The sequence below is a fragment of the Paraburkholderia fungorum genome (assembly GCF_046026025.1).
In the GTDB taxonomy this organism is placed as follows: Bacteria; Pseudomonadota; Gammaproteobacteria; order Burkholderiales; family Burkholderiaceae; genus Paraburkholderia; species Paraburkholderia fungorum_E.
In genome coordinates, this window is record NZ_JAQQFL010000028.1 from 110,193 (window position 1) to 129,956 (window position 19,764).

Sequence of the window (19,764 nt, forward strand, 5' to 3'; positions counted from 1 at the left end):
ATGTCCAATACGAGTCACGTCGCGGCAACCAACGCCGCCGGGGTTCCGCCCACGCCCAGCACGCTGAAGACGGGGCGCCGCGCGGTACTGGCGGCCTCCATCGGCAATGCGCTGGAGTGGTACGACTTTTCGGTCTACGCGTTCTTTGCGGTGTATATCGCGCAAAACTTCTTTAGCCGTGGCGACGCCGGCGCCGAACTGCTGGAAGCGTTCCTGGCTTTCGGTCTCGGCTTCGTGGTGCGTCCGCTGGGCGCGCTGGTGCTGGGCGTCTATGGCGACCGTGCGGGCCGCAAGGCCGCGCTGAGCGTCACCATTCTGGTCATGGCGCTGGGCACCGCAATCATCGCGTTCGCCCCGCCCTATACCGCGATTGGCTTCGGCGCGCCGTTGCTGATCGTCTGCGGACGCATGCTGCAAGGGTTCTCTGCCGGCGGCGAAGTCGGCGGTGCCGCGGCGTTCCTGATCGAGCACGCGCCGCCGGACAAGAAGGGTAAGTACGCGTCCTGGTTGCAAGCGAGCATGGCGATCTCGAACATTCTCGGGGCGTTGGTGGCGACGGCCGTCACGCTGCTGTTGACCCGCGAGCAGGTTGGCGAATGGGGTTGGCGCGTGCCGTTCATTCTTGGCCTCGCCATCGCGCCGGTCGGCTTGTGGCTGCGCAAAACACTTCACGAGACGCCACAGTTCGAAGCCGAAATGGATCGCCGGCATCGCACGCACCAGGCGGCTAAAACACCGCTGCTGCAAGTGGTGCGCGATCATCCGAAAGCGCTCGCGAGCGGTTTTGGCTTCTCGGTGTTGTGGGCGGTGTGCGTGTATGTGCTGATTATCTTCATGCCCATCTACGTGCAGCGAACCTTGCATTTCCCCGGGCAGCAAGCCTTCCTCGCAGCGTTGATCGGTAATTGCTTCATGGCGGTCGCGTGCGTCTATGCCGGCGCATGGTCCGACCGCTTCGGCCGGCGCACTGTGCTGACGTGGGGCGCCACGCTGATGCTGGTCGGCGTTTATCCGCTGCTTGCGTGGTTGCAGGCGACCCACACGCTGGGCGCGCTGATCGTGGTCCAGGTGGTGTTCTGCGTGATGGTCGCGTTGTTCACCGGCGTCGCGCCGTCAGCGCTGTCCGAGCTGTTTCCCACCCGCGTGCGCTCCACCGGCATGTCGCTTTCCTATAACGCGGCGGTCACCATTTTCGGCGGCTTTGCCCCCGCCATCCTGACGTGGCTAACCGAACGCACGGGGAATGCGTTCGCACCCGCCTGGTACGTCATGGCTGCAAGCGTTGTCGCGTTGATTTCCATTGCCTGCCTGCCTCGCCAGGTTAAATTTCAAATAAATAAGGATATCGAATCATGCTGAGACCAATTCGCTGCGCGATGATCGTCGCCACCCTGATACATGCGCCGCTCTCATTGGCAGACGTCGTGCTCGACGGGCGTTCGGCCACGCCGGAGATCATCGCCGGTATTGCCGATGGCGAAGCCGTCAGCATCGCGCCGGTTGCGATGAAGCGCGTTGAAGCCGCGCACGCCGTGCTGCTCGAGGCCCCACAGGCCGGCCAGCAGATCTATGGGTTGACCACCGGTGTCGGGGAGAACAAAGACCGCTCGATGGTCGACGCCAAAGGAAAACTGACGCAGGAGATCATCGACGCGTCGGGGCGCTTCAACGTCGGCCTGATTCACGCGCATTCGGGCAGCATCGGTCCCGACATGGACGTACGTACGGCGCGCGCGGCAATGGCTGCCCGCCTGAACGCGATGCTCGACGGTGGCGCCGGCGTGCAGACCAGCATCGTCGACACCTATGTGCAGTTCCTGAATCGCGGCGTCACGCCGGCCATGCCGTCAGGCGGCTCGTTGGGCGAGGCCGACATCACCATTCTGAGCCACGTGGGCCTGGCGATGCTCGGCGAGGGCGACGTCTACTATCAGGGTCGCAAGATTCCGGCGGCGGAAGCGCTCAACGCGGCCGGCATCAAGCCGATCAAACCCTACGGCAAGGACGCGCTCGCGATTCTCAGTTCGAACGCCTATTCCGCCGGCATGGCCGCGCTCGCGCTCAACGATATGGGCCACCTGCTGAAGATTTCCAAACTGGTCTACGCATTGAGCCTGCAAGCATTCAACGGCAATGTATCGCCGTTCCTGCAGGACACGCTCGCATTGCGCCCATTCCCCTATACCGTACGCACCGGTGAGGAACTGCGCACGCTGCTGGCCGGCAGCAGCATCTGGAATCGTGATGACAAGCGTGCGCTGCAGGATCCGTTGAGTTATCGGGACGGTGTCTATCTGCTCGGTGAAGAAGCGCGTGCCTACGCGGGGGCGCAGGCGTTGCTGAACATCCAGCTCAACTCGTCCGACGACAATCCTGGCGTCGCCGTGGGCGCCAAGGGGCACTCCGCGCGCTGGCAGGACCGTCGTGGCTATGTGGATGCGAACGGTGTAACAGGTGCCGTGCTGCCGAGCGCCAACTTCGAGCCGCTGCCGTGGGTGCTGTCGTTCGAAGAGCTTGGGCTCGTGCTTGGGCATAACTCGTTGGCGTCGGCCCAGCGCATCATGAAGCTGAACGACCCGCAACGCAGCGGCCTGTCGCGCTTCCTCGGCACGGAGCAGACCGTGCATGCGTTCGGCGCAATGGAAAAGCCGCCGGTGGCGCTGGCCGAAGCGAACAAGGAACTCGCGATGCCCATTTCGATGGACTACCTGCCTGTGGCCGGCGACATCGAGGACATTGCAACCAATGCGCCGCGTGTGGTCGAGCGCGTGCAACAACAGATCGACAACAGCTACACGCTGCTGGGTATCGAGTTAATCCACGCGGGACAGGCCGTCGATCTGCGCCGGCAACAGCAACCGGACTTCACGCTCTCCCCGGCTACTGCGGCTCTGTATACCGCGCTGCGCGGCAAGGTTGCGTTCCTCGATCGCGACCGGCCGCTCACGCCGGATTTCCGCGCGGCTGCCGCGTTGCTGCATGCCTATCCCGGCTGACGCGCGCGCAGACGATCGATTGCCTATCCCGGAGCCCACCATGACGCCGTGCGTTGAAGCATTTCACGATCCGCAGACGTCGACCGTGACCTACGTGGTGTACGAAGCCACGGGCTCCGCCTGCGCGATCATCGACGCGGTGCTCGACTATGAACCGCAGTCCGGCCGGATCTCGACCCGCTCCGCGGATCGCGTTATCCGCTTCGTGGCCGAGCAGAACCTGCAGGTGCAGTGGCTCCTTGAGACGCATGCCCATGCCGATCACATTTCGGCAGCGGCGTATCTGCGGGGAAAGCTGGGCGGCGCGATCGCGATTGGTGAACACATCGGTTCGGTGCAGAGCGTGTTCGAACGGATTTTCAATCTCGAACCGTCTGCGCAACCGGGGTCTGCGCCCTTCGACCATCTGTTCGTCGACGGTGAAGTCTTTCAGGTCGGCGCGTTGACCGGCCGTGTGATGCACGTGCCCGGTCACACGCCAGCCGATGTGGCCTATGTGTTCGAGGGTATGGCATTCATGGGTGACACGTTGTTTATGCCCGACGTCGGCACGGCGCGTTGCGATTTTCCAGGCGGTGATGCTTGCACGCTGTACGAATCGATTGGCAAACTGTTGGGCTTGCCATTGCAGACGCGTCTGTTCGCCTGTCACGACTATCCGCCGAACGGCCGTGAAGCGCGGTGGGAAACCACCGTGGCCGAGCAGCGGGCGGCGAACATCCATGTCCGCGATGGCATCACGCGCGGCGAATTTGTCGCCATGCGCAATGCGCGCGATGCAACGCTCGGCCAGCCGGCGTTGATCATCCCGTCCATTCAACTGAACATCCGTGCGGGCATTTTTCCGCCGGCCGAAGAAAACGGTGTGCGCTATCTGAAGCTTCCGCTCAATGCGTTTTGAAGCGGCCAGCAGTTAGCGAAAACCAATCTGGAAGCATAGGTATCGCGATGAGTACAAGTGCAGCATCTTCACGTAACACGGAAATCTACGACGTCGTGGTGATCGGCGGCGGCGCCGCGGGCATTGGCGTGACAGCGAGCCTGCTGCGCCGTCGGCCCGGCTTGCGTATCGCGATCGTCGAACCAGCCGAGCGCCACTCTTATCAGCCCGCGTGGACCCTGGTTGGCGGCGGCGCGTTCAACATCGACGACACGGTGCGGCCCATGTCGTCCGTGGTGCCTCAGCAGGCGCACTGGATACAGGCGAGTGCCAGCGCAATCGAACCGGAGCAGCATTGTGTCCGGCTCGCGGATGGCCGCGCTGTCGGCTATCGCAGCCTGATTGTCTGTCCCGGCTTGCGGCTCGCATGGGAAAAAATCGAAGGTCTCGAAGAAACGCTGGGCAAGAACGGTGTGACGTCGAACTATCGATTCGATCTTGCGCCGTACACCTGGAAGCTTGTCAGTGAGCTAAAAAGCGGCAAAGCGATCTTCACGCAGCCGGCCATGCCGATCAAATGTGCGGGCGCGCCCCAAAAGGCGCTCTACCTGTCTTGCGACCATTGGCTCAAGGAGCACGTGCTCGGTCAGATCGACGTCGAATTCAATCTTGCCGGGGACGTGCTGTTCGGGGTTGCGGCTTTTGTCCCGTCGTTGATGAAATATGTGGAGCGCTACAAAGCTTCGCTGGCGTTCGGCTCGAACCTGGTAAGTGTCGACGGTGCTCGCCGAATCGCAACGTTCAGCGTGAAAGATGAGGCCGGCAGCGTTGTTCGTATCGAGAAGCCGTTCGACATGCTGCACGTCGTGCCGCCTCAACTTCCGCCGGCGGTGGTCAGCAATAGCGAGCTCGCGGACAAAGCAGGCTGGTGCGAAGTCGATCATGCCACGCTTGTACACCCGCGCTATCCGGACGTTTTCGCACTCGGCGATGCCTGTTCGGCGCCCAACGCCAAAACGGCCGCGGCCGTTCGCAAACAGATTGTGGTCGTTGCGGACAACCTGCTGGCCATGATGGATGCCAAGCCTCTACCCGCGCGTTATGACGGATACGGCGCGTGTCCGTTGACGGTCGAGAAGGGTAAGGTTGTTCTGGCGGAGTTCGGCTACGGCGGCAAGTTGCTGCCGACCTTTCCGCTCGACCCGACGGTGCCACGTGCTTTGGCGTGGCATCTGAAAACCGGCGTCCTTCCGTGGCTCTACTGGAACGGCATGTTGAAGGGCCGCGAATGGCTCGCCGGTTCGACGAAGCCGCAAGCATGAGCGCACTGCCATTCGTCACGTTGACGAGCAGCGCGCTTGGCGCATGTGTCGGCGCCACGCTTGCGCTGACTGGAGCGGGCGGCGCGATCATTGCCGTGCCACTGCTGATGTTCGGTTTACAGCTTTCCGTGATCGAGGCGGCGCCCATCGGCCTGCTCGCGGTGGCGTCGTCCGCCATGCTTGGAGCGTTCCTCGGGCTGAGGGCGGGCATCGTCAGATATCGCGCGGCGGGCTTGATTGCGGCCGCCGGGATGGTGATGACCCCGGCGGGATTGTGGGCGGCGCGGCATGTGCCGAACACGCCGCTGACGGTGTTGTTCGCCGGCGTGCTCGCCTATGTCGCGGTGCAGATGTATCGGCGGGCCGGTGGATCGCATGGTGCTTCTTCTTCGTCGCAATTCGTGCCTTGCCGCCTCGATACCGCATGCGGCCGCCTGGTCTGGACGCTGCCCTGCGCACGCGTGTTGACAATGTGGGGAGCGGTGGCGGGTTTTCTGTCGGGATTATTGGGCGTGGGCGGCGGCTTCGTGATCGTGCCCGCGCTGAAGCGATCGACCGATCTGCCCATGCAGACCATTGTGGCGTCTTCGCTCGGGGTTATCGCACTCGTTTCCATGACCGGTGTGGTGTCGTCTGCGCTGCAGAGGCATATGGACTGGCCGATTGCCATTCCGTTCGCGGCGGGCGCGGTGTGCGCCATGCTGGTTGGACGCGCGTTCGCCAGGCGTTTGAGCGGCCCGAAGTTGCAGCAGGGTTTTGCAGTGATCGCCGGGTTGATTGCGTGTGGGCTGGTTGCCAGGGTGGCGTTGAATCACATCTGATCGCCCGAGGTGAAAATAATAAACTTTCTGAATTATATAAATATAGTTATCCGAAATAACAATAAGCGAATACACCGGGCCACGCTTAAAGTATCAGGTGGCTGAAATTCCGCAGCCAGGGCGCCCGCTTGCTGGTCATTGTCGTATCAGGTTCATTTTTCTAAAAATCGATCCATCCCCAACCTTCTAGATCAGGCGTTTATATGATAAAAAAACTTGCAGCGATTATTCCGATCGTGGTCGCCGCGTCGCCGGTACATGCACAGAGTTCGGTCACGTTATACGGGATCGTGGAAGACGGCGTCGACGTGGTCAGCAACGTACAGGGCAGTCATCTGGTGCAGCTTGCTTCGGGCGTGACGGCGGGTAGTCGTTGGGGCGTGCGCGGCACCGAAGATCTGGGCGGCGGCCTTGCCACGATTTTCCGGCTCGAAAGCGGTTTCGACCTCAACTCCGGGCGCCTTGGCAGCGGTCTCGCGTTTTCGCGTAATGCCTATGTGGGGCTGCAAAGCCAGCAAGCAGGCACGGTAACGTTCGGACGCCAGTGGGATTCGATCGTGGATTTCGTCGAGCCTTATACGCTGAACGGCAATATCGGCGGCTATTACTTCGCGCATCCGAACGATATGGATAACACCGATAACGGGTTCCCCATCTCGAACGCGATCAAGTATCGCAGCCCGACCATCGGCGGGCTGACGTTCGGTGGACTCTATGCGCCAGGCGGTATTGCCGGGAAGTTTTCCGACAACACCACGTACAGCGCCGGGGCGACCTATGTGATGGGCCCGGTCAGCGCAGGTGTCGGTTATTTGCGTATCAACGATCCGGGTGTGTCGACGCAGGGTTATCAGAATTATCCGGGTTTCACGAACGCGGTTTATGGTGACTTCCTGGCCGCCGCGAGAGCGCAGAAGGTGTTCGGCGTGGGCGTGGCGTATCAGGTGCTGACATCCGTGCGTGTGCTCGCGGATTTCACCAACACGATTTTCCAGCAAGGCAGTTCCGGGCATGATGCAACGTTCCAGAACTACGAGCTATCGGGTCTGTTCAATCCCACACCGGCGATCACCATCGGCGCAGGCTATACCTACACCACAGGTCGCGACCATGCCACCGGCGCGCAGCCCAAATACAACCAGTTCAATCTGACTGCCGAATATGCGCTCTCGAAGCGGACATCGGTGTATGTGCTGGGTGTATTCCAGAAAGCCGCGGGGGATGCGCAGGTTGCGCAGATTGCCGGATTTAATCCGTCGGGGAATCAGAAGCAGGCGGTGGGACGCCTCGGAATTCGCAGCGTATTCTGAGCGCGACAGGTCAAGCGGAATTGCTTGCGACCATCGCCAAACGGTGACGATGGTCGCACGGGTAAGAGGACGGTTTGCGGCCGAAGACGACCGCCGAGATTTATGTTCCCGGACTCGACCGCCATGCACAGCCGTCGATCAGAACTTGTGCCGAATCCCCACGCGCACAGCCGCTGCATGATTGTTGCTCGACGGCGTGAGCAGGTTGACCGCGGCGACCGCGGTGACATCGCGCGAATCGACGCCCGCCGCTTTCTGGTAAACCGCGATGACGTACAAATCCGTGCGCTTCGAGAGAGAGTAATCAGCCCCCGCCGACAACTGATGATAGGTAGCGGCCGGTTTTTCGCCGTTTGGCGTCGAAACACTGCCGCCGTTCGTATAGTCGTAGGCTGCGCCCAGCAGCAACGCGGGAGTTAGCTGAAAGCTCGCGTTCGCCTCGACGTTGTTGAACACGGCCGTGCCTGAATACCCGTGCGGGTTCGCCCCGCTCGAAACATCGCCGAGACCGGCATAGCGAATGTTCGAATACGTTACGCCGACCGTTGCGCGGCCAAACGCATAGGCACCGGCTGCGGCCGCCACACTGTAGCTGTGAGCGGAGATGAAGCCGGTCGTCACGGGAGAACTCAGCGCAACAGTGGCCGGCGTGATTGCGGTGGCACTGCTGTTGCTGAAAAATCCCGCGTTTGGCGTGCGTGCATTCAGGTAGGCGGCGCCGAGACGGATCGGACCTTGCACGTAATCGGCGCCGACCGACCAGACCTGATTGCTGGTCACCGAACCGGCCACGCCACCCGGCGCATACATCCCGCTGAACGAAAATCCGCCAAGGTTGGTACTGGCGTACTTGATCGCGTTATTGGTGCGGACCGTATTGTTGAAATTGTCGAGGTCGCCCGGGTGAGCTGTGATGTACCCGCCCCATTGGTCGCCGACAGCAAATTCACCCAGCGAGGTCACCAACGGATCGTACTGCCGTCCCAGCATCAACGTGCCGTACCGGTTCGACGACAGCCCCACGTAAGCCTGTCTGCCGAACATCCGGCCGCCTTGCCCCAATGCACCGGTATTGATGTCGAAACCGTTTTCCAGCACGAAGATAGCGGCAAGCCCTCCGCCCAGATCCTCCCTGCCCTTCAAACCCCAGCGGCTGCCTTGAATGACCCCGCTCGACAGGTTGTAAAGCGCTTTTCCTGCCGCATTGGACTGGTAATTGATACCTTCGTCGATCACACCATAGAGCGTGACCGATCCCTGTGCATGGGCGACTACCGGCAACGCTGCGGCCAGAACCAAAACCAGACTTTTCTTGTTCAAGTGGATCTCCATTTTTTAAGGACGTGTTCATCCGCGTGTCCCCGACGGGGACACGGCGGTGTAGCGCTAACAAATTCAGATTGATCGAAGGATCGCGATCCCGGCATCCGTCACGGCGTGGGAGCGTGGGAACGCGGGGCCGGGCGCTCAGCCGCTCACGGGTTCCTCGGCGCACGGCCGGATGATCAGCAGCGAGAGCGTGGACAGCAGGATGCCTGCCGTGATCGCTATGGCGGGGGCAAACCGGTTGCCGGTGAAGTCGGTCAACCAGAGCGCCACCGGTTGCGTCAGCCCGCCAAACACGGCGACGGCGACGCTGTAGACCGTGCCGGTGGCGGTGACCCGGATCGACTTCGGAAACAGCTCGGGGATCAGCGTCACCGAAGGCGAACCCTGAAGCGTGTACGGAATGATCAGCACCACGATCACCACGAACAGGCGCGACAGGCTCGGTGCGTTGCTGAGCCACGCATAGGCCGGGTAAAGGCTTGCGATCAGGATCACGCGGCCCACGACGATTGGAAGCGTGCGTCCCGCGGCATCCGCGATCTTTCCCGCCAACGGCGACAGCACCGCGAGGAGAACACCGCAGGTGAGCGCGCACGCATACGATCCCGTTTCTCCGAGCTTCAACGCGTGGACGGCATAAGTGGGGATAAAGAAAATCACCATATATGCGGTGATGGTGCCGCCCATCAGCAGAAGAATGCCGCCAAGCATGTTTCTGCCGTGGCCGCTTAGCAGGGTGCTCAACGGACGACGCGGTGCGCGTTGGCCGGCGGGCTCCGTCGCCGGCTCGAGCTCACTGAGACGCCGGCGAATCAGCACGCCGGCCGGCAAAATCGCGGCGCCGCAGAGAAACGGAATTCGCCATCCCCAGTCGTAAAGTGCGTCATGCGGCAGCGCGTATGAAAGCCCCGTTGCAAAGGCCGCGCCGAGGGCGATCCCAATGCCCTGACTCGCGAGTTGCCAGCTCGTGTACCACGCGCGCGATCCGGAAGGCGCGTGCTCCAGCAACACGACGAGGGAGGGACCGACTTCGCCGCCCGCCGAGAAGCCCTGGATCAGCCGCGCCACGATCATGATGCACGGCGCTGCGATGCCGATCTCCGCATAGGTCGGCGCGAGGCCGACCATACACGCGCCCAGCGCCATCAGGGACAACGTCAGTGTCATCGCGGACCGACGTCCGGCACGGTCCGCATAGATGCCAATCAGCACGCCGCCCAATGGGCGGATCAGAAAGCCGACACCGAACGTCATGGCCGATAGCAGCAACTGCCCCTGCTCATTCAGCGGCGAGAAGAAGTTCTTGCCGATCACGATCGCAAAGAAGCCGAATACCGTAAAGTCGAAAAACTCCAGCGCATTACCGATGGTGGTCGCAACCAGCAGATTCGTTCGTGACGTAGCAGCCGGCTTATAGGCCGGTATATGGGTTGTTCGATTTTGCATTGATATCCCCTGGTCGGAGCGACGAGCGAGTCGAGTCATGGCTTGTTGAAGGCTTCCACCGGAAAGCGGCCCAGTTCGTCGAGCAGCAGGGCCCATCCACGCGTGCCCTCCTCGATCGAGCTCAGGCGGAAGAATTCATTCGGCGCGTGCACGTCCTCGTCGGGCAGGTTGTAGCCGAACATCAGTGTATCGACACCTAACATCGCCTTGAATACAGCCGTGATCGGCACGCTCGCGCCGAGACGCACATGCACCGGGTCCCGGTCATATTCGCGGTGCAACACTGCTCGCGCCGCCTGAACAAGCGGATGACTTTCCGCCAGGGTCGAAGCAGGCGCGCCGTTGAATTGGCTGACTATCTCCAGTTCGACATCTTCGGGGCATGCGGCAAGCAGATGCTGCACGATCGCACGCAGCACCTGTTCCGAAGTTTGCCCCTCGACAATGCGCACGGTGAGTTTTGCGCTCGCCGTGTGCGGAATGATCGTCTTCCCGCCGAGCCCGGTATAGCCACCCCACATGCCATTGATGTCCAGTGCGGGCCGCAGCGTGATCTGCTCGCGCACGCTGTAACCCGGCTCTCCATGATGGTTTGCACCAACTTCAGCGAAGAAAGCGTTCGCGTCGAACGGAAACGCTGCCGTGTCGGCCTTCTCACGCGCATCTGGCTCGCAAGCGCCGGCATAAAAGCCCGGCACCGCAACCGTGCCATCGGGCCGGTGCAACGACGCGACGAGAGACGCCATTTCGTGCAACGCATTGCGCACGCAACCGCCATACCGTCCCGAATGGAGATCCTTGCCTGCGGTCCGAAGGCGAAATTCCAGTTGACCGCTCCCGCGTGCTCCCGTGTTGATGGTGGGAAAAACCGCGCTGGCGCGACCGCCATCCGCAGACAATATCGCATCCACAGACAGCAATTCGCGATGACGTTCGATGATGGTGTTCAATGAGGGGCTGCCGGTTTCTTCCTCGCCTTCCAGGAAAACTTTCACGTTCACCGGACACGCGCCGGACACGGCGAGAAACGCCGCGATCACTTCCAATGCAACCGTGGTCGAACCCTTGACGTCCGACGCCCCGCGCGCATAGATGCGGCCGTTCTCGTGCGTGGGCTCGAATGGCGGAGTGCGCCACACGTCGCCAGGTTCGGCGGGTTGCACGTCGTAATGACCGTAGATCAACACCGTGGGCTTACCGGGCGCCCCGAGCCATTCACCGAACACGGCCGGCTCGCCGCCCCCGTCCAGTTCGCGCACATTCGCGAGTCCCATCTCCCGCAAGCGCGAAAGAAGAAAAGTTCGGGCGTCACGCATATGAGGCGCGAAGGTCGGATCGGCGCTGACGCTGGGAATCCGCAGTAAGGCGTCGAGCCGGGAAAGTATGCCGGCGTGGTCGGCGCTCAGATAGTCGATTACGTTTTGAATCATGGGTTCGTCCGGTTGATGTGCCCGCGGGCGTGCTTCGCTGTTCCCGCGGTGATACTGCAAGTTCAGTAGATCGCGGGGAATACGCCTTTGCCCCACAGCGTGCTGCATTTGTGCGACGTCTCGAACGCCGTGTTCGATGCGGTGATCGACGGTATCGTCAGCTCCACCATCGAGCGGTCATTCGGGCCCGCGTAACGCGGCCAATTGGGTAACGTGGCATCGCTCTTATTGCCGTTCGGATCGCCGTAGCGCGCGAAGTTGGCGAGATACGTCTTCATCTTTTCGCCGAGTGCCTGCATCGCCGGATTCGTGCTGGCGGTGCTGACATCCGTGGGACCGAACCAGTACGTCGCATCGAGTCCGTGCTGCGAACCTGAATAGAAGCTCGTTGGATTGCTGGGGAACGAAAGCGCGGGGTCGGTGAATTCCCAACCGTACACAGACACCCAGGCCGATATCTCGTCACGGCGCGAACTGTTGCCGCATCCATACATGGCATCCCCCATCGCGCGCGCAAAACCCTGAGCCGGGACGGCATAGTTGGCGAGCGGATACGCGGCGTCGATCTGCGTCATGTCATAGCCGGGCGGCGCAAGGGAGGCCAACGCAGGAAGATAAGCCGCGGCCGGCAGGGTTGGCGGAACGAACAGGGTTCCTTCGTCGTACACACCGCCGATCATCACTGGCACGCGGTTGAAGGTGCCCGCGGCAAACGCGAGCGAAGGCACCTGGGTGACGACGTGGCCGTCCACGGTGGGACGCCATTTACCCGACGCCTGGGCCGCGACGATATCGGTCGCGGATTGCGCGCGCAAACAGGCCACGACGTCCGACGCGCTCGAGCACCCCGTGGCGGCGATCAGCGTGTTGCCTTGTGTCGCGGCGGCGCTGGGCTGGAGGTTGGAATAAGGGCCGCCACCGCCGCTCTCCATCACCGCCTTATTGAATAGTCCCTTCGATGCCGGTGATTCGAGCAGCGTGAAGGTCGACGTCGCGCCAGCCGACAGTCCCCAGATCGTCACGTTGTCCGGGTCCCCGCCGAACGCTGCGATATTGTCGTGCACCCATTGAAGCGCGGCCTGTTGATCGAGCACGGCAAAATTGCCGAGGTTCGGGTCCTGAGTATTCGCCTGCAGCGCCGCGTTGGCCAGATAACCCAGGGCGCCCAGCCGGTAATTGAACGACGCGTAGACCAGGTTGCCCTGGTTCGCGATGGTCGAACCGTCCACCTGCGCACCGGAGCCCTGCACGAACGCGCCACCGTGGATATAGACGAGTACAGGCAGCTTGCTTCCAGGCGTGGCTGAAACGGGCTTCTGAACATTGAGGTAGAGGCAATCCTCCGACATCTGATCCGCCGTGATGTCGTTGTTCGCGACGGACTGCGGACAGGCTTTTCCATATGCCGTGGCGCTGAACGTGCCGCTACGCTGCACCGTGGGTTGCGGAGGACGCCACCGCAGCGCGCCTACGGGTGGTTGGGCGTACGGTATGCCCAGATAGGCCATCACGTTGCCGTTTGCGGTCCCGGTGACCGGGCCTTGTTTCGTCGCCACAGCCGACGGTTGAATGCCGCCAGACGAACCGCCTCCGCATGCCACCAGCGAATGCACCGCCAATAGGGCGATGACCGTTCTGAAGCGTCTGATTTTCATGTCTCCTCCTTGTGGCTCGTCGTTTCAACGTGACCCAGAGAGTAAAAATCCGAAAACCATGTGTCCAATGCATTGTTTTTCTCATTATGATTACATTATCTGATACATGGTTGTCGAAGGAGACTTGCAGCACATGAACCTGCATCACCTCATGCATTTTCTGGCGGTCGCGGACACAGGCTCGTTCAGCCGTGCGTCCGAACTCGTGCACCTGACGCAACCTGCGTTGAGCCGCAGCATCCAGATGCTCGAGCAGGATCTGGGCGCGCGTCTGATCGACCGGATTGGTAAGCGCAATGAATTGACGCCGTTTGGCGTGGCGGTGGCGGAAAAGGCGCGCCGGATCGTGTCGGAAACCGTCGATCTCAAACGCACGGCCGATCTGTTGAGTCAGGGCGAGGGCGGCCAGATCCGCCTGGGGCTGGGATATGCGCCGAGTGCCATGTTCGCGGGGCCTTTGCTCACTTACATGCTGAGCCACTATCCACGGGTCGACGTGCATCTTTCGACAGCCAGTCCGGAGATACAACTCGCCGCACTGCGCGAGCGGACACTCGACGCACTGCTGGTGCATTCACGCGCGGTGCGACCTCATGACGATCTCCACCTCGATCTGATCGGTACCGCGCAATCGGGATTCATGTGCCGGCGCGGGCATCCATTGGCGCGCCGCCGCAAGGTCGGCTTCGACGAAATTCTTAATTTCCCCGTTGTCTCCACCATGCTCAGCGACGAGGCGACGCGCACCCTGGTGGAGCAATTCGGTCCGTCGGCTCACGCGGCCCGGCTATTGCGGGCGTCGGCCGACTCCACGACCGCCCTGATCGAAGCAGTGAACGCCACCGACGCCATTTTTCTCGGCGCATTGGGTACGGCGCGAGCATGGCTTGAAAAAGGCGAGATTGTGTCAATCAAGCTCGACCGTCCGCTCGACATCGACGCGCCGTATGCCTTCGTCACCCTGGCTGGGCGGACTCAGTCACCCGTGCTCGAAAAGGTTCGGGTGTTCTGCACGCAGTTGGTCGCTCAGAAGATAAGGAATGCGAGTTGAGGCGGCATGATCCGAGAGAATAAAGTCTGTCACGAGATGCCAGATTAAGGAAACTCGGAAGTGGCTGCGGAATAGAGTCCGTCACGCTAGAGCGTGACAAGGCCGAACGGGCAGTAACCGTTGAGCAGGGCTACTCAGTATCTTGAGCGCCCCCTCATAGCGCTTAGCGCGCCCACTGCCGGATCAGATTGCCACCGAACAGTTGAGTGAGTGCCTGCTGGTTCTTCAGCGCATTCTGCAGATTACGATGCGCGATCCGGGCATGCTCACGCATAAGCGCTTCGGCGCGCGCCCCCTCGCGGCGTTCGATTGCTTCGAGTACCGCACGATGTTGGGCCTGGGCCACGATCAGGACGTTGTGTGCATCAGGCGCAACCGCCTGCACCTTGACAAACCCGCTCGGCGACGCAAACGGCAAGGCCATTGCTTTGGACAATTGCTTCTCGACGACGCTACTGCCGCACGCCGAAGCCAGCAGGCGGTGAAAGCGTTCATTGAGTTCGACGTATTGCGAGAACTTCTGCTCCGACAGGTCTGCGTCTTCGAGGACTTCATCGATCCGCGCCACACAGTCGTGCAGCAACGCCATCAAGGACGGATCGACCCCACGCTCGGCCGCAAGCCGCGCCGCCAGTCCTTCAAGGGTGCCCCGCAACTCGATCGCGTCATAGATTTCGGCCGCCGTAAACGACCGCACTGCATAGCCGCCCGACGGCAACGGATCGAGCAGGCCTTCGTCCTGCAAGCGCATCAACGCCGCCCGCACGGGCGTGCGGGACACACCCAGTCTGTCGACTACCCACAATTCAGTGATGCGCGACCCCGGCGTCAGCTCGCCCGCAAGAATCAGTTCACGCAGACCCAACTGCGCCTTCACCGTTTGCGACGCGGAACTCGATGCGCTCGCGTCGAGTTGTGTCTGATCGTTTTGCTCCACGCGTTGTACTCCAGAAATAATCACAGCTTTTACGACGTCTTTGCGGCGCCCTGCCGTCACAGGTCCAGCACCAGCATGGGTGATTTCGAACGCGAACAGCACGGCAGAAAGCAATCGTTCGCGGCGCGTTCCTCGTCGGTCAGATAGACGTCGCGATGGTCAGGCTGCCCTGCCAGCACGCGCGTCATGCAGGTGCCGCATACACCCTGCTCGCACGAGGTCGGTATATCGACGCCGGCCGCTGTCAAGGCCGCGAGGACGCTTTGGTCACCCTTGACGTCGATCACCTGCCCACTGCTGGCCAGCTTGACCTGAAAGTCGTCGCTCGCGGCCTCGGGCTGCGACGCCGCGGCGAAGTACTCGCGATGCAGGTTACGTTGATCCCAGCCCGCTGCGATAGCCGTGTCCAGCACCGCGCCTATAAACCCGGAGGGGCCGCACACATACAGATGCTTGCCCACGTCAGGCGCGGCCAATAACGCTTGCAGGTTCACGCGTTCGTCCGCAAGCCCGCTGTCGAAGTATAGATGAACACGGCCCCCAAACCGCGCGTCAGCCAGTTGCTCACGGAACGCTGCGCGCGCCGGGTCGCGCGTGCAATAGTGCATCTCGAACGACGCCCCCGAAGCCGCGAGATGCTCGGCCATACCAAGAATCGGCGTCACGCCGATGCCGCCCGCCAGCAACAGCGAATGGCTTGCCGCCTGCGCAAGCGGAAAGTGATTCTTCGGTTCGCTGATTTCCAGCAGACTGCCCTCGGTCAGCGCGTGCATCGCGATCGAACCGCCTCGCGAATTCACTTCCCGCAACACGCCGATCATGTACCGGTGGGTATCGTCAGGATGGTTGCACAGCGAATACTGACGCACGAGTCCATCGCCGATGCGGACATCGATGTGCGCACCCGCCGAGCCGGCCGGCAACGCCGAACCGTCGGGTCTTGCCAGTTCGAACACGCAGATGTCGGTGGCTACGTCGCATTTACGGATGATTCTGACTTGCATGCTGTGGGCCTCAGGTCAGAGCCGCGACAGGCTGACGCTCGCCCGCGATGAGCCGCTCGATGATCCGGCGTGACTGAACACCCCCGGCGTCGATATTCAGCTTGAGCAGAGTGCGCTCCGGATGCGCCAACAGATTGCGCTGCTGCGCCTCGAGCACCTCGAGATCTTCCGCGAAAATTTTTCCCTGACCTTCCCGGATCGTTTCCGTGAGCGCAGTGTCTTGCGGATTGAAATTGCGCGCCATACCCCAGAAGTACCAGATCGACGTATCGGTCTCCGGCGTGATGAAGTCGACGACGATACTCGACGCCTTGTGCTGCGCGTCAGCGTGATAACCGCCCTTGCCCGCATGTGCAACGCCCACCTCGATCATGACGTGGCTCGGCGGCGTGAAGCGGCAGATCTGCCAGCGGTCACACGGCACGTTATCCGCGAGTCCGTTGCCGCGCAGCGCTGCTGCCCAGAACGGCGGCGGCATGATGTTTTCCATGAAACGGCGTGTCACGACCGTATCGCCTTCGATCTTCGTCTCCGGCGCGGCTTCCTCGATTTCCGCCTGGCCAATGCTCGATGCATGCACGTAGGTCTCGTGCGTCAGGTCCATCAGGTTGTCGATCATCAGACGGTAGTCGCAGGCGATGTGATAAAGGCCGCCGCCGTGCGCCCAATCGGGGTTTTCCGCCCATTCGAGGTGATGGATTTTAGCCGGGTCGGCAAGCAGTGGATCGCCAGGCCATACCCAGATGAAACCGTAACGCTCGACCGCGGGGAAGCGGCGAATCGAAGGAAACCCGCCGACCCGCTGTCCGGGCATGCCGCTACATTTGCCCTCCGCGCCCATCGTCAGGCCGTGATAACCGCAGACCAACTGGCCGTCGCGCATGAAACCCAGCGAAAGGGGCGCGCCGCGGTGCGGGCAGAAATCTTCGAGCGCGGCGACCGCTCCATCTGGTCCGCGAAACAGCACCATGCTCTCGTTGCAGATTCGTCGGCCGAGCGGCCGGCCGACGATTTCATCGGGCGTGCACGCCACGTACCACGTGTTTTTCAGGAACATGTCTCCACCAATGTATACATTCATCCAAGAATTGATTTCTGATCGGCGGTGCCAATTCGAGAATATCGCTATTTTTATAGCCTAAAACGAATACCTCTACTGAACGGGGCGGCACTAAATCGAACGTCTTGGATACTTATTGTATACAGTGAAGTGGCAATGTCTAACCTTTCCCCGCAGTTCGCGGGTAAACACGAAGCTGACACGCACGACGAGCGAACACACCGGCAAGCTCAGCTTCCGCCGCTCCGCTTCGCCATCCGGTAAGCGAACTGCGCGCGCGTCAGGCCGACAAGCCGCGCCGCTGCGGAGACGTTGCCACCGGCGCGCGTAAGCGCATCGGCAAGCAGTCGTGCCTCGAGCGCGTCGATCGATATAGGTGCCTGCGCGGGTCCATGCGGTCCCGCTGCGGCAACCGGCATCACAGTGCCCAAGGCATCGTCCGTCCGCTCTGCTCGCAACATGCCGTGATCGACGGAATACAGTTCGGCAACCGGCAACGGCTCATGACGGAACAGATGAGCGAGGTCAATCGACTCACCGTCGTTGACGGCAATCACGCCGCGCTCGACCATGTTGCGCAGCTCGCGAATGTTGCCAGGGAACGCATAGTTCAGCAGCGTGCGCCGCGCGCGCGGCGTGAGGCCTGGCGTCGTGCGGCCGTGCTCGCGGCAGAACTGCAACAGGAAGCGCTCGATCAGCAAGGCAATGTCGTCGCGACGTTCGCGCAAAGGTGGAATCACGATCGGGAAGACATTGAGTCTGTAAAACAGATCCTCGCGAAACCGGCCGCGTTTGACCTGTTCGCGCAACTCAACATTGGTCGCTGCGATTACGCGGACATCGACCCGCAACGTACGCGTCCCACCGACCCGCTCCACCTCGCGCTCCTGCAGCACGCGCAGCAGCTTGCCCTGCGCGGCATAGGGCAGGCTGCCGATCTCATCGAGAAACAAGGTGCCGCCCGCGGCGCGCTCAAAACGCCCCGCGCGCGACTGCATCGCCCCGGTGAACGCACCGCGCTCGACACCAAACAGCTCGGCCTCGACCAGCGTGTCCGGCAACGCCGCACAGTTGACGGCGACGAACGGACCCGACGCGCGGCGGCTGCGCCGGTGCAGCGTCGCTGCGAACAATTCCTTGCCCACGCCCGACTCGCCAGTCAGCAGCACCGCGGTGTCGGTTGGCGCTACGCGCGCCATCGCATCGCGCGCTGCGACAAAGGCCGCCGCGAGTCCTACCAGGCCGTCGTCCGCGGTGGATTCTGTCCGCTCGACCGCGCGTCGAATCTGCAGGCCCTTTGTTGCATGATCTCGCGCGTCGGGATGCGCCACCGCGCCAACCGCAGCGGCCGGCGCATCGAGATACCGCAGATCGTCCGCGACGTCGTCCCAGCGTTGCGCATTGCGCCCCACCACGCGACACACCGCGCTGCCCATCGCCCGGCATTCGACTTCGCGAAAAATCACGAGCGTTCCAGTCAGGCCGGTCACATAGCCCATCGCGTAGCCGAGTTCCATCCAGCAAGCCGGCTCATTGCCGACGCCGTAGGCCGCGATATGTTCATCCGCCTCGGACGAGTGATGCCAGAGAAATTCGCCGTCGTAGCGCCCGGTCGCGGCGTCGAACGCAAAATGCAGCGGCTCGACCTTTACCACGCCTTCCAGCGCGTGAAGACGCGTGCCCGCAGCAAGCAGCGACGCGCCGTCGGCTGCGGGCCAGCGTTGCCGGACCAACGCGGCGTCGCGCGTGCCGGACGCATAGCCGGCCCGCGTGAGCAGCCGACGCGCGAGGTCGGCGCCGACAGATTCGATCAATTCGCGCCGCAGCGAGCCGAACGATGCGCTGTGCAGCAACAGCATCCGCTGGTCGTTGAGCCAGATCCGCCCATCACCGGGAGAGAAGAACAGGCATTCGGCAAGGTCGCCAAGCGTCGGCGCTGCACCCACATCGAGATGAGCGCTGTCGCCGGGCTTCATCAGTGCACCGGACAGACGCGCCGCATCGGCGAGCGAAACTCTGTCCGGATCAGTGTGCAGGCGTGTGATCGAATCGAACATCCCGTCTCCTTTCGTTTCTCTTTGCGTCAAAGACATGCGACATGCAGCGAGAGAATCGTCAATTAGTTATTTGATGAAATCATCAAATTCAATATTGATTATTGAATATAACTTTTATCATTTGCGCAAGCTGAGGATGTCCCGGCTATGTCGCTGCCGGACAGTCAGCGCAACGTCGATGCTGGATGTCGCTGCCGCTCGCGCCATCCCGCTGGCGCTTCAGCGCCTGCAAGCGGCACAGCCACGCAGCGCGCGCCACGGCAATGGCACGGCTATTGCAAAGAACGCTACGTGAGCGGGCTCAAAGCCAAGCGCGCTCATCCATTCAAACCAAGGAGACAAACAACATGGCAGACACCCAGCCGAATCCGCTCATCGATCACGCTCTCTGGACCGGCCGCCTGTTCGGCGGCACGGACGGCACCTGGTACCCGGCTAGCGAGACACGCGACGTCATCGAACCCGC

16 protein-coding genes are annotated in these 19,764 nt (G+C 61.9%); 8 read left to right on the forward strand and 8 right to left on the reverse strand.

Annotated elements, in window-relative coordinates:
* The 6 genes from PQR67_RS26900 to PQR67_RS26925 all read left to right on the forward strand — a co-directional run bounded on the left by PQR67_RS26900 (nucleotide 1) and on the right by PQR67_RS26925 (nucleotide 7,329).
* Nucleotides 1-1,359: an MFS transporter gene (locus tag PQR67_RS26900; protein WP_408465834.1), complete on the forward strand. Its 1,359-nt coding sequence runs from the start codon at nucleotides 1-3 to the stop codon at nucleotides 1,357-1,359.
* Nucleotides 1,353-2,996: an HAL/PAL/TAL family ammonia-lyase gene (locus PQR67_RS26905; protein WP_408465836.1), complete on the forward strand. Its 1,644-nt coding sequence runs from the start codon at nucleotides 1,353-1,355 to the stop codon at nucleotides 2,994-2,996. Before PQR67_RS26900 ends, PQR67_RS26905 begins: the two co-directional genes overlap by 7 nt.
* A 40-nt stretch (nucleotides 2,997-3,036) precedes the next feature.
* Nucleotides 3,037-3,897, forward strand: coding sequence for an MBL fold metallo-hydrolase (locus tag PQR67_RS26910; RefSeq protein ID WP_408465838.1), 861 nt, complete (start codon nucleotides 3,037-3,039; stop codon nucleotides 3,895-3,897).
* Between the two features lie 47 nt (nucleotides 3,898-3,944).
* Entirely contained in the window at nucleotides 3,945-5,198 is a 1,254-nt protein-coding gene (locus tag PQR67_RS26915) for an NAD(P)/FAD-dependent oxidoreductase (protein ID WP_408465840.1), read from the forward strand.
* Nucleotides 5,195-6,019 (forward strand): sulfite exporter TauE/SafE family protein, encoded by an 825-nt coding sequence (locus tag PQR67_RS26920; protein WP_408465842.1) that lies wholly within the window; start codon nucleotides 5,195-5,197, stop codon nucleotides 6,017-6,019. The genes PQR67_RS26915 and PQR67_RS26920 overlap by 4 nt, the downstream gene beginning before the upstream one ends.
* A gap of 203 nt (nucleotides 6,020-6,222) precedes the next feature.
* Entirely contained in the window at nucleotides 6,223-7,329 is a 1,107-nt protein-coding gene (locus tag PQR67_RS26925) for a porin (protein ID WP_408465844.1), read from the forward strand.
* 138 nt (nucleotides 7,330-7,467) lie between these two features.
* Here PQR67_RS26925 and PQR67_RS26930 read toward each other — a convergent pair whose 3' ends face one another.
* From PQR67_RS26930 to PQR67_RS26945, 4 genes are all read right to left on the reverse strand, one after another.
* Nucleotides 7,468-8,649 (reverse strand): porin, encoded by a 1,182-nt coding sequence (locus PQR67_RS26930; protein WP_408465846.1) that lies wholly within the window; start codon nucleotides 8,647-8,649, stop codon nucleotides 7,468-7,470.
* A gap of 147 nt (nucleotides 8,650-8,796) precedes the next feature.
* Nucleotides 8,797-10,104, reverse strand: coding sequence for an MFS transporter (locus PQR67_RS26935; RefSeq protein WP_408465848.1), 1,308 nt, complete (start codon nucleotides 10,102-10,104; stop codon nucleotides 8,797-8,799).
* 35 nt (nucleotides 10,105-10,139) lie between these two features.
* A complete protein-coding gene (locus PQR67_RS26940; protein ID WP_408465850.1) occupies nucleotides 10,140-11,534 on the reverse strand; it encodes a M20/M25/M40 family metallo-hydrolase in 1,395 nt (464 codons plus the stop codon).
* Nucleotides 11,535-11,596: 62 nt separating this feature from the next.
* Entirely contained in the window at nucleotides 11,597-13,189 is a 1,593-nt protein-coding gene (locus PQR67_RS26945) for a carboxylesterase/lipase family protein (protein ID WP_408465852.1), read from the reverse strand.
* A 133-nt stretch (nucleotides 13,190-13,322) separates the two neighbouring features.
* On the opposite strand from PQR67_RS26945, the gene PQR67_RS26950 reads away from it, so the two are divergent.
* Nucleotides 13,323-14,240 carry a LysR family transcriptional regulator gene (locus PQR67_RS26950; protein ID WP_408465853.1) on the forward strand — a complete coding sequence of 306 codons (918 nt, stop codon included), beginning with the start codon at nucleotides 13,323-13,325 and terminating at the stop codon, nucleotides 14,238-14,240.
* Nucleotides 14,241-14,403: 163 nt separating this feature from the next.
* Here the strand turns inward: PQR67_RS26950 and PQR67_RS26955 are convergent, their stop codons facing one another.
* From PQR67_RS26955 to PQR67_RS26970, 4 genes are all read right to left on the reverse strand, one after another.
* Entirely contained in the window at nucleotides 14,404-15,177 is a 774-nt protein-coding gene (locus PQR67_RS26955; RefSeq protein ID WP_408465855.1) for a GntR family transcriptional regulator, read from the reverse strand.
* Between the two features lie 56 nt (nucleotides 15,178-15,233).
* Entirely contained in the window at nucleotides 15,234-16,181 is a 948-nt protein-coding gene (locus PQR67_RS26960; RefSeq protein WP_408465857.1) for a PDR/VanB family oxidoreductase, read from the reverse strand.
* A gap of 10 nt (nucleotides 16,182-16,191) precedes the next feature.
* Nucleotides 16,192-17,238, reverse strand: coding sequence for a Rieske 2Fe-2S domain-containing protein (locus PQR67_RS26965; protein ID WP_408465859.1), 1,047 nt, complete (start codon nucleotides 17,236-17,238; stop codon nucleotides 16,192-16,194).
* Between the two features lie 233 nt (nucleotides 17,239-17,471).
* Complete coding sequence (locus tag PQR67_RS26970; protein ID WP_408465861.1) at nucleotides 17,472-19,298, reverse strand: sigma 54-interacting transcriptional regulator; 1,827 nt, start codon at nucleotides 19,296-19,298, stop codon at nucleotides 17,472-17,474.
* Here PQR67_RS26970 and PQR67_RS26975 point away from each other — a divergent pair.
* Complete coding sequence (locus PQR67_RS26975; RefSeq protein WP_408465863.1) at nucleotides 19,282-19,593, forward strand: hypothetical protein; 312 nt, start codon at nucleotides 19,282-19,284, stop codon at nucleotides 19,591-19,593. The genes PQR67_RS26970 and PQR67_RS26975 overlap by 17 nt on opposite strands.
* Nucleotides 19,594-19,764 lie beyond the last annotated feature (171 nt).

What these genes read in the sequence shown, in the direction of transcription:
- PQR67_RS26905 (WP_408465836.1), top strand. Translation starts at nt 1,353, where the DNA reads ATGCTGAGACCAATTCGCTGCGCGATGATCGTCGCCACCCTGATACAT.
- PQR67_RS26940 (WP_408465850.1), bottom strand. Translation starts at nt 11,534, where the DNA reads ATGATTCAAAACGTAATCGACTATCTGAGCGCCGACCACGCCGGCATA.
- PQR67_RS26910 (WP_408465838.1), top strand. Translation starts at nt 3,037, where the DNA reads ATGACGCCGTGCGTTGAAGCATTTCACGATCCGCAGACGTCGACCGTG.
- PQR67_RS26945 (WP_408465852.1), bottom strand. Translation starts at nt 13,189, where the DNA reads ATGAAAATCAGACGCTTCAGAACGGTCATCGCCCTATTGGCGGTGCAT.
- PQR67_RS26970 (WP_408465861.1), bottom strand. Translation starts at nt 19,298, where the DNA reads ATGTTCGATTCGATCACACGCCTGCACACTGATCCGGACAGAGTTTCG.
- PQR67_RS26950 (WP_408465853.1), top strand. Translation starts at nt 13,323, where the DNA reads ATGAACCTGCATCACCTCATGCATTTTCTGGCGGTCGCGGACACAGGC.
- PQR67_RS26900 (WP_408465834.1), top strand. Translation starts at nt 1, where the DNA reads ATGTCCAATACGAGTCACGTCGCGGCAACCAACGCCGCCGGGGTTCCG.
- PQR67_RS26915 (WP_408465840.1), top strand. Translation starts at nt 3,945, where the DNA reads ATGAGTACAAGTGCAGCATCTTCACGTAACACGGAAATCTACGACGTC.
- PQR67_RS26925 (WP_408465844.1), top strand. Translation starts at nt 6,223, where the DNA reads ATGATAAAAAAACTTGCAGCGATTATTCCGATCGTGGTCGCCGCGTCG.
- PQR67_RS26920 (WP_408465842.1), top strand. Translation starts at nt 5,195, where the DNA reads ATGAGCGCACTGCCATTCGTCACGTTGACGAGCAGCGCGCTTGGCGCA.
- PQR67_RS26935 (WP_408465848.1), bottom strand. Translation starts at nt 10,104, where the DNA reads ATGCAAAATCGAACAACCCATATACCGGCCTATAAGCCGGCTGCTACG.
- PQR67_RS26965 (WP_408465859.1), bottom strand. Translation starts at nt 17,238, where the DNA reads ATGTTCCTGAAAAACACGTGGTACGTGGCGTGCACGCCCGATGAAATC.
- PQR67_RS26960 (WP_408465857.1), bottom strand. Translation starts at nt 16,181, where the DNA reads ATGCAAGTCAGAATCATCCGTAAATGCGACGTAGCCACCGACATCTGC.